This is a genomic window from Marinomonas epiphytica (genome assembly GCF_054780655.1).
On the sequence record NZ_BAAGVX010000016.1, the window covers coordinates 28421 to 41156 of the forward strand.

General features: G+C 45.4%; 26 protein-coding genes. All 26 read left to right on the forward strand.

Annotation, left to right across the window (positions count from 1 at the left end):
- Positions 1–11 precede the first annotated feature (11 nt).
- Positions 12–617 (forward strand): 50S ribosomal protein L4, encoded by a 606-nt coding sequence (rplD, locus tag ACYVGZ_RS04700; protein WP_460751928.1) that lies wholly within the window; start codon positions 12–14, stop codon positions 615–617.
- Positions 614–910: a 50S ribosomal protein L23 gene (gene rplW / locus ACYVGZ_RS04705; protein ID WP_191596020.1), complete on the forward strand. Its 297-nt coding sequence runs from the start codon at positions 614–616 to the stop codon at positions 908–910. Before rplD ends, rplW begins: the two co-directional genes overlap by 4 nt.
- A 14-nt stretch (positions 911–924) precedes the next feature.
- On the forward strand, positions 925–1749 hold the full coding sequence (gene rplB, locus ACYVGZ_RS04710) for a 50S ribosomal protein L2 (RefSeq protein ID WP_460751932.1): 825 nt from the start codon (positions 925–927) through the stop codon (positions 1747–1749).
- Between the two features lie 15 nt (positions 1750–1764).
- Positions 1765–2040 carry a 30S ribosomal protein S19 gene (gene rpsS, locus ACYVGZ_RS04715; protein WP_012071932.1) on the forward strand — a complete coding sequence of 92 codons (276 nt, stop codon included), beginning with the start codon at positions 1765–1767 and terminating at the stop codon, positions 2038–2040.
- A gap of 14 nt (positions 2041–2054) precedes the next feature.
- Positions 2055–2387 carry a 50S ribosomal protein L22 gene (gene rplV / locus ACYVGZ_RS04720; protein ID WP_460751935.1) on the forward strand — a complete coding sequence of 111 codons (333 nt, stop codon included), beginning with the start codon at positions 2055–2057 and terminating at the stop codon, positions 2385–2387.
- Positions 2388–2401: 14 nt separating this feature from the next.
- Positions 2402–3082 carry a 30S ribosomal protein S3 gene (rpsC, locus tag ACYVGZ_RS04725; protein WP_460751938.1) on the forward strand — a complete coding sequence of 227 codons (681 nt, stop codon included), beginning with the start codon at positions 2402–2404 and terminating at the stop codon, positions 3080–3082.
- Positions 3083–3092: 10 nt separating this feature from the next.
- Complete coding sequence (gene rplP / locus ACYVGZ_RS04730) at positions 3093–3506, forward strand: 50S ribosomal protein L16 (protein WP_013659455.1); 414 nt, start codon at positions 3093–3095, stop codon at positions 3504–3506.
- Complete coding sequence (gene rpmC / locus ACYVGZ_RS04735) at positions 3507–3698, forward strand: 50S ribosomal protein L29 (protein WP_110577370.1); 192 nt, start codon at positions 3507–3509, stop codon at positions 3696–3698. It abuts the gene before it with no gap.
- A gap of 1 nt (position 3699) precedes the next feature.
- Entirely contained in the window at positions 3700–3960 is a 261-nt protein-coding gene (rpsQ, locus tag ACYVGZ_RS04740) for a 30S ribosomal protein S17 (RefSeq protein WP_110577371.1), read from the forward strand.
- A gap of 47 nt (positions 3961–4007) precedes the next feature.
- A complete protein-coding gene (rplN, locus tag ACYVGZ_RS04745; protein ID WP_445977677.1) occupies positions 4008–4376 on the forward strand; it encodes a 50S ribosomal protein L14 in 369 nt (122 codons plus the stop codon).
- A gap of 17 nt (positions 4377–4393) precedes the next feature.
- Complete coding sequence (rplX, locus tag ACYVGZ_RS04750; RefSeq protein WP_460751943.1) at positions 4394–4711, forward strand: 50S ribosomal protein L24; 318 nt, start codon at positions 4394–4396, stop codon at positions 4709–4711.
- 17 nt (positions 4712–4728) lie between these two features.
- A complete protein-coding gene (gene rplE / locus ACYVGZ_RS04755) occupies positions 4729–5268 on the forward strand; it encodes a 50S ribosomal protein L5 (RefSeq protein WP_460751945.1) in 540 nt (179 codons plus the stop codon).
- Positions 5269–5280: 12 nt separating this feature from the next.
- Entirely contained in the window at positions 5281–5586 is a 306-nt protein-coding gene (rpsN, locus tag ACYVGZ_RS04760) for a 30S ribosomal protein S14 (protein ID WP_013797829.1), read from the forward strand.
- A 130-nt stretch (positions 5587–5716) separates the two neighbouring features.
- The gene (gene rpsH, locus ACYVGZ_RS04765) at positions 5717–6109 is read left to right on the forward strand and encodes a 30S ribosomal protein S8 (RefSeq protein WP_460751948.1); all 393 of its coding nucleotides are present in this window, start codon (positions 5717–5719) and stop codon (positions 6107–6109) included.
- A gap of 8 nt (positions 6110–6117) precedes the next feature.
- A complete protein-coding gene (rplF, locus tag ACYVGZ_RS04770) occupies positions 6118–6651 on the forward strand; it encodes a 50S ribosomal protein L6 (protein WP_460751951.1) in 534 nt (177 codons plus the stop codon).
- 10 nt (positions 6652–6661) lie between these two features.
- Positions 6662–7012, forward strand: a complete 351-nt coding sequence (rplR, locus tag ACYVGZ_RS04775; RefSeq protein ID WP_460751954.1) for a 50S ribosomal protein L18 — start codon at positions 6662–6664, stop codon at positions 7010–7012.
- Between the two features lie 10 nt (positions 7013–7022).
- A complete protein-coding gene (gene rpsE, locus ACYVGZ_RS04780; protein ID WP_460751957.1) occupies positions 7023–7523 on the forward strand; it encodes a 30S ribosomal protein S5 in 501 nt (166 codons plus the stop codon).
- A gap of 6 nt (positions 7524–7529) precedes the next feature.
- Complete coding sequence (gene rpmD, locus ACYVGZ_RS04785; protein ID WP_460751960.1) at positions 7530–7715, forward strand: 50S ribosomal protein L30; 186 nt, start codon at positions 7530–7532, stop codon at positions 7713–7715.
- Position 7716: 1 nt separating this feature from the next.
- Positions 7717–8151, forward strand: a complete 435-nt coding sequence (rplO, locus tag ACYVGZ_RS04790) for a 50S ribosomal protein L15 (protein WP_460751963.1) — start codon at positions 7717–7719, stop codon at positions 8149–8151.
- Complete coding sequence (secY, locus tag ACYVGZ_RS04795) at positions 8152–9483, forward strand: preprotein translocase subunit SecY (RefSeq protein ID WP_460751966.1); 1332 nt, start codon at positions 8152–8154, stop codon at positions 9481–9483. It begins immediately after the preceding gene.
- A 19-nt stretch (positions 9484–9502) separates the two neighbouring features.
- Positions 9503–9619, forward strand: a complete 117-nt coding sequence (gene rpmJ, locus ACYVGZ_RS04800; RefSeq protein ID WP_460751969.1) for a 50S ribosomal protein L36 — start codon at positions 9503–9505, stop codon at positions 9617–9619.
- A 120-nt stretch (positions 9620–9739) separates the two neighbouring features.
- Positions 9740–10096, forward strand: a complete 357-nt coding sequence (gene rpsM / locus ACYVGZ_RS04805; protein ID WP_460751972.1) for a 30S ribosomal protein S13 — start codon at positions 9740–9742, stop codon at positions 10094–10096.
- Positions 10097–10162: 66 nt separating this feature from the next.
- A complete protein-coding gene (gene rpsK / locus ACYVGZ_RS04810) occupies positions 10163–10555 on the forward strand; it encodes a 30S ribosomal protein S11 (RefSeq protein WP_009836290.1) in 393 nt (130 codons plus the stop codon).
- A gap of 16 nt (positions 10556–10571) precedes the next feature.
- Positions 10572–11192 (forward strand): 30S ribosomal protein S4, encoded by a 621-nt coding sequence (gene rpsD / locus ACYVGZ_RS04815; RefSeq protein WP_460751976.1) that lies wholly within the window; start codon positions 10572–10574, stop codon positions 11190–11192.
- Between the two features lie 33 nt (positions 11193–11225).
- Entirely contained in the window at positions 11226–12230 is a 1005-nt protein-coding gene (locus ACYVGZ_RS04820; protein WP_460751979.1) for a DNA-directed RNA polymerase subunit alpha, read from the forward strand.
- A 43-nt stretch (positions 12231–12273) separates the two neighbouring features.
- Positions 12274–12651, forward strand: a complete 378-nt coding sequence (gene rplQ / locus ACYVGZ_RS04825) for a 50S ribosomal protein L17 (protein ID WP_460751980.1) — start codon at positions 12274–12276, stop codon at positions 12649–12651.
- Positions 12652–12736: the final 85 nt, after the last annotated feature.

Here is a 12736-nt window from a genome sequence, read left to right on the forward strand (position 1 = left end):
AGGGGTAGACAATGAACTTGAATCTAACAGGCGCAGAAGGAACAGTAGAAGTTTCTGAAGTAGCCTTTGCTCGTGAATACAACGAAGCGCTAGTGCACCAAGTAGTTACAGCTTACTTGGCTGGCGGTCGTCAAGGTTCACGCGCTCAGAAAACTCGCTCTGAAGTAGCTGGTGGTGGCCGCAAACCTTGGAAACAGAAAGGTTCTGGTCGTGCGCGTGCAGGTACTATCCGTAGCCCTCTATGGCGCTCTGGTGGTGTTACTTTCGCTGCAAAACCACAAGATCACTCTCAGAAAGTAAACAAGAAGATGTACCGTGCAGCAATGCGCACCATCTGGTCTGAGCTTGTACGCCAAGACCGTCTTGTTGTTGTTGAAGACCTTAAGTTGGAAGCTCCAAAAACTAAGCTCTTCAAAGCAAAAATGGCAGAATTGAATGTTGAGAACGCTTTAGTTGTTTCCCAAGATGTGGAAGATAACTTGTTTTTAGCGGCTCGCAACATACCAAACGTAGATGTGCGTGATGCAGCGTCTATCGACCCTGTTAGCTTGATTGCTTACGACAAAGTGTTGGTGACAGTTGGTGCTCTGAAACAAGTTGAGGAGGCACTAGCATGATCGGCGAACGCATTTATAAAGTTCTGTTGGGTCCACACATCTCTGAGAAAGCGACAATCGTTGCCGAAGGTAACGGTCAGTATGTTTTCCGAGTAACAGGTGATGCAACAAAACCTGAAATCAAACAAGCTATCGAAGCGCTTTTTGAAGTCAAAGTTGAGTCTGTACGTACGTTGAACCAAAAAGGTAAAACAAAACGCACAGTTCGTGGTCTAGGTAAGCGTAGTGACGTGAAAAAAGCGTACGTTCGTTTAGCCGAAGGTCAAGACATTGATTTCATGGTCGCTGAATAAGGGGAGATAGGTCAATGGCTGTTGTAAAAAGTAAGCCAACGTCTGCAGGCCGTCGTCACGTTGTTAAAGTTGTTAACAACGACTTGCATAAAGGTGCGCCTTACGCTCCTTTGCTTTCTAAGAAAAGCAAGTCGGGTGGTCGTAACAACAACGGACGCATCACTACGCGTCACGTAGGTGGTGGTCATAAGCAGCATTACCGTATGATTGATTTTCGTCGTAACAAAGACGGAATTCCTGCGGTAGTTGAGCGTTTGGAATATGATCCAAACCGTTCTGCAAACATTGCATTGGTTAAATATGCTGATGGTGAGCGTCGTTACATTATCGCTTCCAAAGGTATGGTTGCCGGTACTGTAGTTTCCAGTGGTGCAGATGCGCCAATTAAAGCTGGTAATACTTTGCCTCTGCAAAATATTCCAGTGGGTAGTATTGTTCACTGCATCGAGCTTAAGCCAGGTAAAGGTGCACAAGTTGCACGTTCCGCTGGTGCTTCTGCTCAGCTAGTTGCTCGTGAAGGTCGCTACGTTACGCTTCGCCTACGTTCAGGTGAAATGCGTAAAGTACTGACTGAATGTCGCGCTACTTTGGGTGAAGTTTCTAACTCTGAGCACAGCTTAAGAGTTCTGGGTAAAGCTGGTGCTAGTCGCTGGCGTGGTGTTCGCCCAACCGTTCGCGGTGCAGCGATGAACCCAGTTGATCACCCACATGGTGGTGGTGAAGGACGTAGCTCTGGTGGTCGTCATCCTGTGTCTCCATGGGGTATGCCTACTAAAGGTTACAAAACGCGCAGCAACAAGCGTACTGATAAACTTATTGTACGTCGCCGTACTAAGTAATAAGAGGAAACGACTGTGCCACGTTCACTAAAAAAAGGTCCTTTTATCGACCTTCATTTGTTGAAAAAGGTAGAGGCTGCGGTAGAGAAGAATGATCGTCGACCAATCAAAACTTGGTCTCGTCGTTCAACAATCTTCCCTGACTTTGTAGGGTTGACTATCGCTGTCCATAATGGTCGCCAGCATGTTCCAGTTCTAGTAACTGAAGATATGGTCGGTCATAAACTGGGTGAGTTCGCTCCGACCCGTACATATCGTGGTCATGCTGCGGACAAGAAAGCCAAACGGTAATTAGGAGTATTAACATGAGTGAAGTAAGCGCTTCATTAAAAGGTGCTCGCCTCTCAGCGCAGAAGGCCCGTTTGGTTGTAGATCAAATCCGCGGCAAATCTGTTAGCGAAGCACTGGACATTCTAACGTTCAGTCCTAAAAAGGCGGCAGTAATTGTCAAGAAGGTGCTAGAGTCTGCTGTAGCTAATGCTGAGCATAACGAAGGTGCTGATATAGATGACTTGCGTGTATCTACGGCGTACGTTGACGAGGCTATGACTCTGAAACGTATTATGCCACGTGCTAAAGGCCGTGCTGACCGTATTTTAAAACGCGGTTGCCATATAACAGTTAAAGTCGCTGACTAATTAGGAGAAACCCAATGGGTCAGAAGGTTCATCCAACTGGTATACGCCTAGGGATAGTTAAAGATCATACTTCTACTTGGTATGCGAACAATCAAAACTACTCTAAGCTGCTATTAAATGATCTTCAGGTTCGTGAGTACTTGGAGAAAAAATTGGTTCAGGCTTCTGTTTCTCGTATCGAGATTCAACGTCCTGCTCAAACAGCTCGTATTACAATTCACACTGCCCGTCCAGGTATTGTGATTGGTAAGAAAGGTGAAGATGTTGAGAAACTACGTAATGCAGTTTCTGAGATGATGGGCGTTCCAGTTCACATCAACATCGAAGAAATTCGTAAGCCTGAAATGGACGCGAAATTGGTTGCGCAAAACATTGCTAGCCAACTAGAGCGTCGCGTTATGTTCCGTCGTGCTATGAAACGTGCAGTACAGAATGCTATGCGTGCAGGCGCGAAAGGTATCAAGGTTCAGGTAAGTGGTCGTCTAGGCGGTGCAGAAATCGCACGTGCTGAGTGGTACCGTGAAGGTCGTGTGCCTCTACACACACTACGCGCAGACATTGACTACGCTACTTATGAAGCAAACACAACTTACGGCATCATCGGTGTTAAAGTGTGGATCTTCAAAGGCGAAATCTTGGGCGGTATTGAACAAGTGCGTGCTGATAAAGGCGCACAAAAGAAGAAGTCTAAGTAGGGGGTAAGTCATGTTACAACCGAAACGTACTAAATTCCGCAAAATGCAGAAAGGCCGCAACCGCGGTTTAGCATTGCGCGGTAATCAAGTTAGCTTTGGTGAATTCGGTTTGAAATCGACTGCTCGCGGTCGTATCACTGCTCGTCAAATTGAGGCGGCGCGTCGTGCAATGACTCGTCACATCAAACGTGGTGGTAAAATCTGGATTCGTGTGTTCCCTGATAAGCCGATTACTCAGAAACCTCTTGAGGTTCGTCAGGGTAAAGGTAAGGGTAGCGTGGAATACTGGGTTGCTCAAATTCAACCTGGTAAAATGCTTTATGAAGTTGAGGGCGTTTCAGAACAGCTAGCTCGCGAGGCATTCGCATTAGCTGCTGCTAAGCTTCCTCTGTCCACAACTTTCGTAACGCGTACGGTGATGTAGATGAAAGCAAAAGAACTGCAAGAAAAGTCTGTAGCAGAGCTACAAGCGACCTTGATCGAACTACTACGTGAGCAATTTACTCTGCGTATGCAGAAAGCCACTGGTCAGTTAGCGCAAACTCATTTGCTCTCACAAGTTCGCCGCAATATCGCACGTGTTAAAACCGTGCTAAACGATAAGGCAGGTAACTAAGATGGCAGAGACAAAAGCGCGTACAGCTACTGGTAAAGTAGTTAGCGACAAGATGGATAAAACCATCACGGTACTTGTTGAGCGTACTGAAAAACACCCTCTATACGGTAAGTTTATTCGTCGTTCAACAAAACTACACGCTCACGATGAAAACAATGAGTGTCAGATCGGTGATACCGTTAAGGTCGTAGAAACACGTCCTTACTCTAAGTCTAAGACTTGGAATCTGGTTCAAGTTGTTGAGAAAGCGGCAGCTGTTTAAGCTGCCCACTCGTGAGACTTGTTATCTAATTTGATTGGAGAGCAGTAATGATTCAAACAGAATCGATGCTTGATGTTGCAGATAACAGCGGCGCAAAGCGTGTTCAGTGTATAAAAGTACTGGGTGGCTCACATCGTCGTTATGCTGCTATCGGTGACATTATTAAGGTCACAGTTAAAGAAGCGATCCCTCGTGGTCGTGTTAAAAAAGGGCAGGTTCTTAACGCTGTTGTCGTAAGAACTAAGAAAGGTGTTCGTCGTCCAGATGGTTCTGTAATCCGTTTTGATGTAAACTCAGCGGTTCTACTTAACGCTTCAGGACAGCCACTTGGTACTCGTATCTTTGGCCCTGTAACACGTGAGTTGCGTACAGAGCAATTCATGAAAATTGTTTCTCTTGCACCAGAAGTGCTGTAAGAGGGAGAGGGGACATTATGCGTAAAATCAAACGTAACGACGAAGTTATCGTGATTGCCGGTAAAGACAAAGGCAAGCGCGGTAAAGTGGTTAAGGTAGTAGACGAAAGCCGTGTTGTTGTTTCCGGTGTTAACACTGTGAAGAAGCACGAGAAGCCAAACCCTATGAAGGGCACAACTGGTGGAATCGTTGAAAAAGAAGCACCTATCCAAATTTCTAATGTAGCTATCTTCAATGAAGCTACTGGCAAAGCGGATCGCGTCGGCTTTAAATTGAATGAAGACGGTACTAAGGTACGTATCTTTAAATCAAATAGTGAAGCGATCGACGCCTAAGAGCGAGAATTATAGCCATGGCGAGACTTAAGCAAGTTTATAAAGATCAAGTAGTTTCAACTCTTACTCAAGAGTTTGACTACAAAAATGTGATGGAAGTGCCTCGTATCACTAAAATCACATTGAACATGGGTGTTGGTGAAGCTATCGCAGACAAGAAACTTCTTGAACATGCGGTAAACGATCTACAAGCACTTAGCGGCCAAAAAGTTGTAGTAACTAAGGCACGTAAATCAGTAGCAGGCTTTAAAATCCGTGACGGTTACCCGATCGGTTGTAAAGTAACGCTACGTGGTGAGCGTATGTGGGATTTCTTCGACCGTTTGGTTGATGTAGCTATTCCACGTATCCGTGACTTCCGTGGACTTAATCCTAAGTCTTTCGACGGTCGTGGTAACTACAGCATGGGTGTTAAAGAGCAGATCATCTTCCCAGAAATCGATTACGATAAAGTAGATCGTGTACGTGGTTTAGATATCACAATCACTACTACTGCTCGTAGCGACGAAGAAGGTCGTGCTTTGTTAGCCGCCTTTAATTTCCCTTTCAAGAAATAAGAGGTAGGAATCATGGCAAAAGTTTCAATGGTTCAACGCGAAGCAAAACGCACCAAGTTAGTAGCAAAGTACGCTGAAAAGCGTGCTGCTCTAAAAGCGATCATTAGCGACGTTAATGCATCGGACGATGAAAAGTGGGAAGCTACCTTGAAGCTTCAAGCACTTCCACGCGATTCATCTTCTTCACGCCAACGTAATCGTTGCCAAGTAACAGGTCGTCCACACGGTGTTTACCGTCGTTTCGGCTTGTCTCGTATCAAACTGCGTGAAGCAGCGATGCGCGGTGACGTACCAGGCTTGAAGAAAGCTAGTTGGTAAGCAAGTAGAGCGCGATCATAATACATTGCAGTGAGTGGAGTGTCTAAAAGCTGGACATTCTGCTCGCTGCTGTGTACTATGCGCGAGCTCTATTTGCTGCACAATGGTTTTTTCAATTAGGAGCTCTTAAATGAGTATGCAAGATACCCTTGCGGATATGTTTACACGCATCCGTAATGCACAGATGGCCGCAAAGACCACTGTGAGCATGCCTTCATCAAAAATGAAAGCATCAGTTGCTTCTGTTCTACAAGAAGAAGGCTACGTAACTAGCTTTTCTGTAGACGAAGCGGTTAAGCCGACTTTAACTATCGAGTTGAAATACTACGAAGGTAAGCCGGTTATCGAAGAAATTAAACGCGCATCTCGCCCAAGTTTGCGTCAATACAAAGGTTCTAGCAATCTACCTAAAGTAGAAGCTGGCCTAGGTGTTGCAATCATCTCTACCTCTAAAGGTGTGATGACTGACCGTGCAGCTCGTGCTGCTGGTATCGGTGGCGAAGTAATCTGCACTGTATTCTAGGAGTTAGTATGTCTCGAGTTGCTAATAGTCCTGTGACGCTTCCTAGCGGTGTAGATTTGACTCTTGATGGCCAAAACCTTGTTGTTAAAGGTGGTAAAGGTTCACTAGAGTTTAATGTTCACGCAAGCGTTGCTGTGAAAAAAGAAGAAAACGTTATCACTTTCGCTGCCCGCGATGGTGCTAAACAAAGCCGTGCCTTAGCTGGTACAACTCGCGCTTTGGTAAACAACATGGTTGTTGGTGTTAGCCAAGGTTTTGAGAAAAAATTGCTTCTTCAAGGTGTAGGTTACCGTGCTGCTGTTAAAGGCAAAGTACTTAACCTGTCTCTGGGTTTCTCTCACCCAGTTGACTACGAACTTCCTGAAGGCATTACAGCTGAATGTACTTCACAAACAGAAATCGTGATCAAAGGCATTGATAAGCAAGTCGTTGGTCAGGTTGCTGCAGAAGTTCGCGGTTTCCGTCCGCCTGAGCCTTATAAAGGCAAAGGTGTTCGCTATGCTGACGAATACGTTCGTCGTAAAGAAGCTAAGAAGAAGTAGGTAAGCATTCATGAACACTAAAAAACAATCTCGAATTCGTCGTGCACGCCGTGCGCGCTTGCACATTCGTGAGTTAGGTGCGAATCGTCTTACTGTACATCGCACACCACGCCATATGTACGCTCAAGTAATTTCTCCATGCGGTAGCAAGGTTCTAGCGAGCGCTTCTACTCTTGAAGAAGCTCTACGTGCTACAGCGACTGGTAACAAAGCAGCTGCTCAAGAAGTAGGTACTTTGATTGCTACACGAGCTAAAGAAGCAGGTGTCACTTCGGTCGCTTTTGACCGTTCTGGCTTCAAATACCACGGTCGCGTTCAAGCACTAGCTGACGCTGCACGTGAAGCCGGTCTAGAGTTTTAAGGGGTAGCAAATGGCAGTTAACGAACAACAAGCTAGCGACTTGCAAGAGAAGTTAGTTCAAGTAAACCGCGTTGCTAAAGTTGTAAAGGGTGGTCGCATCTTCTCTTTCACAGCTCTAACAGTTGTCGGTGATGGAAATGGTAAGGTTGGCTTTGGTCGCGGTAAAGCACGTGAAGTGCCTCAAGCGATCCAAAAAGCAATGGAACAAGCTCGCCGTAACATGGTGTCTGTGCAGCTAAATGGCGATACTCTTCAGTATCCTGTTAAAGCCAATCACGGTTCATCTAAGGTTTACATGCAGCCTGCTTCTCAAGGTACTGGTGTTATCGCCGGTGGTGCTATGCGTGCGGTTCTTGAAATCGCTGGCGTACACAACGTATTAGCAAAATGTTACGGATCTACAAACCCAGTAAACGTAGTTCGCGCTACGATCAAAGGTTTGCAGGACATGAAAGCACCTGAGCAAATCGCGGCAAAACGCGGTAAGTCAGTCGATCAAATTTTGGGGTAATGTGACATGGCAAATAAAACCATCACAGTTCAATTAACCCGTAGCCCGATCGGTCGTCTTCCAAAGCACCGTGAAACAGTTAAAGGCTTGGGTCTTAGTAAGGTTGGCCAAACTCGTGAACTAGAAGACACTCCTTCTGTTCGCGGTATGGTCAATAAAGTTTATTACATGGTTAAAGTTGTAGGAGAATAACATGTTCTTAAATACACTTCGTCCTGGCGAAGGTAGCAAACATGCTCCTAAACGTGTTGGTCGCGGTATTGGTAGCGGCTTGGGCAAAACCGGTGGACGTGGCCATAAAGGTCTTAAGTCTCGCTCTGGTGGCTCAGTAAAACCTGGTTTTGAAGGTGGTCAAATGCCTTTGCAGAAACGTCTGCCAAAATTTGGTTTTACTTCACGTCAGGCAAAGTATGTTGCTGAGGTTCGTCTAAACGAACTTGCTGCTGTAAATGCTGAAGTTGTAGATTTGGCTGCTCTGAAAAGCGCCGACATTCTTGGTCACCAAATTAAATCTGCGCGCGTAATCTTGTCTGGTTCTATCGACAAAGCGGTTACTGTTCGTGGTCTTAAAGTGACTAAAGGTGCTCGTGCTGCTATCGAAGCGGCTGGCGGAAAAGTCGAGGAATAGATGGCAAAGCGTGGCTCACTACCCGCTGGAATGCAAAGTGGCTTGAGCGAGCTTTGGGCTCGCATCCGCTTCGTGTTTCTAGCAATTATTGTATACCGAATCGGTGCACACATCCCTGTGCCAGGAATTAATCCTGATAGGCTGTCAGCACTGTTTGATCAAAATGAAGGCACAATTCTGAGTTTATTTAACGTATTCTCAGGGGGCGCACTAGAGCGTATGAGTATCTTTGCTCTAGGTATTCTGCCCTATATTTCTGCCTCTATCATTATGCAGTTATTGACGGTTGTGAGTCCGCAGCTAGAGCAACTTAAGAAAGAAGGTGAAGCTGGGCGTCGTAAGATTACCCAATACACTCGTTACGGTACGGTGTTACTTGCCCTTGTTCAATCTGCCAGTATGGCAGTGGGTTTAGCAAGCCAAGGTATCTCCTTTAGCAGTGGTTTAGAGTTCTACGCAGTCGCGGTTGTAACTCTGGTCGCTGGTACTGTCTTCTTAATGTGGTTAGGTGAACAGGTTACTGAGAAAGGCATTGGTAATGGTATTTCCATTCTTATTTTTGCTGGTATCGTAGCGGGTTTACCTGCAGCTCTAGGTCAATCTTTTGAGTCGGCTCGTCAAGGCGATATTAATATTCTCGCTCTGTTGTTGATTGGTATTTTAGCCATAGCGACGATTGCGTTTGTTGTTTTCATCGAACGTGGTCAACGTCGTATTACGGTTAACTATGCGAAACGACAGCAAGGCAAAAAAGTGTTTGCCGCACAAAAGAGTCATTTACCACTTAAAGTGAACATGGCGGGCGTAATTCCACCTATCTTTGCTTCAAGTATCCTACTATTCCCTGCTTCGATCGGCCAATGGTTCGGTCAAGGTGAAGGAATGGAATGGTTGCAAAATGTCTCTTTAGCGCTAGCTCCTGGGCAACCGCTCTATGTGCTGTTATTTGCGATAGCAATTGTTTTCTTTTGCTTCTTTTATACAGCGCTGGTGTTCAACCCTAAAGATGTGGCAGATAACTTGAAAAAGTCCGGTGCTTTTTTACCGGGTATTCGTCCAGGCGATCATACAGCTCGATATATTGATGGTGTTATGACTCGTTTGACACTGTTTGGTGCTTTATACATCACGCTAGTGTCGCTGATGCCTCAGTTCTTTGTTGTTGCGTGGAATGTTCCATTCTACTTTGGCGGTACGTCTATGTTGATCGTAGTCGTGGTTGTCATGGACTTTATGTCGCAAGTTCAAAGTCATCTGATGAGTCAGCAATATGAGTCATTAATGAAGAAATCTAATCTGACTGGTTATGGTCCAAATGGCCTAATGCGCTAAGCATAGGTTGGAGTTGAACATGAAAGTACGTGCATCTGTAAAGAAAATCTGTCGTAACTGTAAAGTCGTTCGTCGTAACGGTTCAGTTCGAGTGATCTGTAAAACAGAACCAAGACATAAGCAACGTCAAGGTTAATTTATTAGTTTGCTCGATGATAGGATAGGGTGGTTGATTTATAGTCTAAAAGTAGGCATAATCAGCCGCCCTAATTATGTAAAGTGATGATTTATCATCCATAACAACGGAGTAAAGTGAATGGCTCGTATAGCCGGTGTCAATATTCCTGACAATAAACATGCGGTCATTTCTCTGACTTACATCTTCGGAATTGGTCGCACTAGTTCGCGCGCAATTTGCGCTGCTGCAGGTGTTGCAGAGACTGACAAAATCGGATCTCTAAGCGATGAAACGCTTGACCAACTTCGTGGCGAAGTTGCTAAGTATACTGTAGAAGGTGATCTGCGCCGTGAAGTCAGTATGTCTATCAAACGTTTGATGGACCTAGGTTGTAATCGCGGTATTCGTCACCGCCGCAGCCTACCTGTTCGTGGTCAACGTACCAAAACGAACGCTCGCACACGAAAAGGCCCTCGTAAGCCAATTCGTAAGTAATATAAACGCGTTTCGCTCTAGTTACAGAGATAACTAGAGCTGAGCATTAAATAGGAAAAGTGCAATATGGCTAAGCCAGCTACGCGCAATACCAAGAAAAAAGTCAAAAAGACGGTTGTCGACGGTGTTGCTCATGTACACGCGTCATTTAACAACACGATCGTGACTATCACCGACCGTCAAGGCAATGCATTGTCTTGGGCGACTGCCGGTGGTTCTGGTTTTCGCGGTTCTCGTAAAAGTACTCCTTTCGCAGCTCAAGTAGCAGCGGAACGTGCCGGTGCTGTCGCACAAGAATTCGGCCTTAAAAACGTTGACGTAATGATCAAGGGCCCTGGCCCAGGTCGTGAGTCCGCAGTTCGTGCATTGAATGCATTGGGCTTGCGTATCAATAACATCACAGATGTGACGCCAATCCCGCACAACGGTTGCCGTCCACCTAAGAAACGTCGCGTTTAATTGAGGAGACAGACATATGGCTCGTTATATAGGTCCAACTTGTAAGTTGTCTCGTCGTGAAGGTACCGACTTGCAATTGAAGAGCGGTTCACGCGCTCTTGAGTCTAAATGTAAAGCAGAAACAGTTCCTGGTGTGCACGGTGCACGTCGTGGTCGTCTTTCTGATTACGGCTTACAATTACGTGAGAAACAAAAAGTTCGCCGTATGTACGGCATTCTTGAAAAACAATTCCGTAACTACTACAAATCTGCTGCTCGTATCAAAGGTGCAACTGGTGAAAACCTTCTGCAACTTTTGGAGTCACGTTTAGATAACGTTGTATACCGCGCAGGTTTTGGTTCTACACGTGCGGAAGCCCGTCAACTAGTTGGCCACAAAGGCATTCTAGTTAACGGTCAAACGGTTAACATCGCATCTTACCAAGTTAAAGCTGGTGATGTTGTGTCTATCCGTGAAAAAGCTAAGAAGCAGTTGCGTGTACAAAGCGCACTAGAGCTATCTAAAAATCGCGCACCGATCCACTGGATCGAAGTTGATTCAACTAAATTGGAAGCTACTTACAAAGCAGCTCCAGAACGTGCCGATTTATCAGCTGAAATTAATGAGAACCTAATTGTCGAGCTTTACTCTAAGTAAGCCGGTAGTTGGGATTAGGAAATAGGTGGATCTATGCAGCGTTCAGTGAGCGAATTGTTAACCCCACGCAACATTGAAGTTCAAGAATTGGGTAACACTCGCGCTAAAGTGACTTTACAGCCGCTTGAGCGTGGTTTTGGCCATACTCTAGGAAATGCGTTACGTCGCATCCTATTGTCTTCAATGCCTGGTTGCGCAATTGTTGAAGTTGAAATCGACGGTGTATTGCACGAATACAGCGCAATTGAAGGGGTTAAAGAAGATGTAATTGAGATTCTTCTTAACCTAAAAGGAGTTGCGATCGCTCTACACGGGCAAGATGAAGCAACTCTTACTTTAAGTAAAAAGGGTCCTGGTGTTGTAACTGCTGGTGATATTCAGTTGGTTGCAGATGCAGAGATTGCTAACCCTGATCACGTCATCGCGCACTTAGATGATACTGCTGAATTAAACATGCAGATCAAAGTGTCACGTGGTCGTGGTTATGAGCCTGCTGATGCTCGTGTTGCTGGCGACGATGAGACTCGTCCAATTGGCCGCCTGCAACTGGATGCCTCTTTTAGCCCTGTACGTCGTGTTGCTTACAGTGTTGATAACGCTCGTGTTGAGCAACGTACTGACCTAGACAAACTTGTCCTAGACATCGAGTCTAACGGTACGATCGATCCTGAAGAAGCAATCCGTCGCGCAGCGACTATTCTTCAACAACAAATCGCTGTTTTTGTTGCTCTTGAGAGCGAAAGCGAAGCACCTGTTGAAGAAGAAGAGGATGAAATCGATCCAATTTTGCTACGCCCGGTTGATGATCTTGAATTGACCGTTCGAAGTGCTAACTGTTTGAAAGCAGAAAACATTTACTACATCGGTGATTTGATTCAACGTACTGAGGTTGAGCTTCTTAAGACGCCAAACCTAGGTAAGAAATCATTAACTGAAATTAAAGATGTTTTAGCACAGCGTGGTTTGTCTTTGGGAATGCGTTTAGAGAACTGGCCACCGGCTAGTTTGAAAGACGATAGCAAAGTACTAGCTCGCTAGGTCATTATTGTATTGACCTAAGTAGTTTAGTAAGGAATGAATAATGCGTCATCGTAAGAGTGGACGTCACTTAAACCGTACTAGCTCGCATCGTAAAGCGATGTTCAAAAACATGGCTGCTTCTTTATTCGAGCACGAAGTCATTAAAACTACGTTGCCGAAAGCTAAAGAGCTTCGTCGTGTTGCAGAGCCTTTGATCACATTGGCGAAAACTGATTCCGTTGCGAATCGTCGCCTTGCCTTTGCTCGTACTCGTAGCAAAGATGCAGTAGGTAAATTGTTCTCTGAACTTGGTCCTCGTTACCAAGCTCGCCCAGGTGGTTACGTTCGCATTCTAAAATGCGGTTTCCGTCCTGGAGACAACGCTCCTATGGCTTATGTTGAATTGGTTGATCGACCAGTTGCAGAAGCGGCTGAGTAATCTCAGTAAAGTATAAAAAAGCCGGACTTATTTAAGTCCGGCTTTTTTTTGCTCTAAATTTGGCTTTTAAGTGATACAAAAAACC

What these genes read in the sequence shown, in the direction of transcription:
- rplD (WP_460751928.1), top strand. Translation starts at nt 12, where the DNA reads ATGAACTTGAATCTAACAGGCGCAGAAGGAACAGTAGAAGTTTCTGAA.
- rplW (WP_191596020.1), top strand. Translation starts at nt 614, where the DNA reads ATGATCGGCGAACGCATTTATAAAGTTCTGTTGGGTCCACACATCTCT.
- rplB (WP_460751932.1), top strand. Translation starts at nt 925, where the DNA reads ATGGCTGTTGTAAAAAGTAAGCCAACGTCTGCAGGCCGTCGTCACGTT.
- rplV (WP_460751935.1), top strand. Translation starts at nt 2,055, where the DNA reads ATGAGTGAAGTAAGCGCTTCATTAAAAGGTGCTCGCCTCTCAGCGCAG.
- rpsC (WP_460751938.1), top strand. Translation starts at nt 2,402, where the DNA reads ATGGGTCAGAAGGTTCATCCAACTGGTATACGCCTAGGGATAGTTAAA.
- rplP (WP_013659455.1), top strand. Translation starts at nt 3,093, where the DNA reads ATGTTACAACCGAAACGTACTAAATTCCGCAAAATGCAGAAAGGCCGC.
- rpmC (WP_110577370.1), top strand. Translation starts at nt 3,507, where the DNA reads ATGAAAGCAAAAGAACTGCAAGAAAAGTCTGTAGCAGAGCTACAAGCG.
- rpsQ (WP_110577371.1), top strand. Translation starts at nt 3,700, where the DNA reads ATGGCAGAGACAAAAGCGCGTACAGCTACTGGTAAAGTAGTTAGCGAC.
- rplN (WP_445977677.1), top strand. Translation starts at nt 4,008, where the DNA reads ATGATTCAAACAGAATCGATGCTTGATGTTGCAGATAACAGCGGCGCA.
- rplX (WP_460751943.1), top strand. Translation starts at nt 4,394, where the DNA reads ATGCGTAAAATCAAACGTAACGACGAAGTTATCGTGATTGCCGGTAAA.
- rplE (WP_460751945.1), top strand. Translation starts at nt 4,729, where the DNA reads ATGGCGAGACTTAAGCAAGTTTATAAAGATCAAGTAGTTTCAACTCTT.
- rpsN (WP_013797829.1), top strand. Translation starts at nt 5,281, where the DNA reads ATGGCAAAAGTTTCAATGGTTCAACGCGAAGCAAAACGCACCAAGTTA.
- rpsH (WP_460751948.1), top strand. Translation starts at nt 5,717, where the DNA reads ATGAGTATGCAAGATACCCTTGCGGATATGTTTACACGCATCCGTAAT.
- rplF (WP_460751951.1), top strand. Translation starts at nt 6,118, where the DNA reads ATGTCTCGAGTTGCTAATAGTCCTGTGACGCTTCCTAGCGGTGTAGAT.
- rplR (WP_460751954.1), top strand. Translation starts at nt 6,662, where the DNA reads ATGAACACTAAAAAACAATCTCGAATTCGTCGTGCACGCCGTGCGCGC.
- rpsE (WP_460751957.1), top strand. Translation starts at nt 7,023, where the DNA reads ATGGCAGTTAACGAACAACAAGCTAGCGACTTGCAAGAGAAGTTAGTT.
- rpmD (WP_460751960.1), top strand. Translation starts at nt 7,530, where the DNA reads ATGGCAAATAAAACCATCACAGTTCAATTAACCCGTAGCCCGATCGGT.
- rplO (WP_460751963.1), top strand. Translation starts at nt 7,717, where the DNA reads ATGTTCTTAAATACACTTCGTCCTGGCGAAGGTAGCAAACATGCTCCT.
- secY (WP_460751966.1), top strand. Translation starts at nt 8,152, where the DNA reads ATGGCAAAGCGTGGCTCACTACCCGCTGGAATGCAAAGTGGCTTGAGC.
- rpmJ (WP_460751969.1), top strand. Translation starts at nt 9,503, where the DNA reads ATGAAAGTACGTGCATCTGTAAAGAAAATCTGTCGTAACTGTAAAGTC.
- rpsM (WP_460751972.1), top strand. Translation starts at nt 9,740, where the DNA reads ATGGCTCGTATAGCCGGTGTCAATATTCCTGACAATAAACATGCGGTC.
- rpsK (WP_009836290.1), top strand. Translation starts at nt 10,163, where the DNA reads ATGGCTAAGCCAGCTACGCGCAATACCAAGAAAAAAGTCAAAAAGACG.
- rpsD (WP_460751976.1), top strand. Translation starts at nt 10,572, where the DNA reads ATGGCTCGTTATATAGGTCCAACTTGTAAGTTGTCTCGTCGTGAAGGT.
- ACYVGZ_RS04820 (WP_460751979.1), top strand. Translation starts at nt 11,226, where the DNA reads ATGCAGCGTTCAGTGAGCGAATTGTTAACCCCACGCAACATTGAAGTT.
- rplQ (WP_460751980.1), top strand. Translation starts at nt 12,274, where the DNA reads ATGCGTCATCGTAAGAGTGGACGTCACTTAAACCGTACTAGCTCGCAT.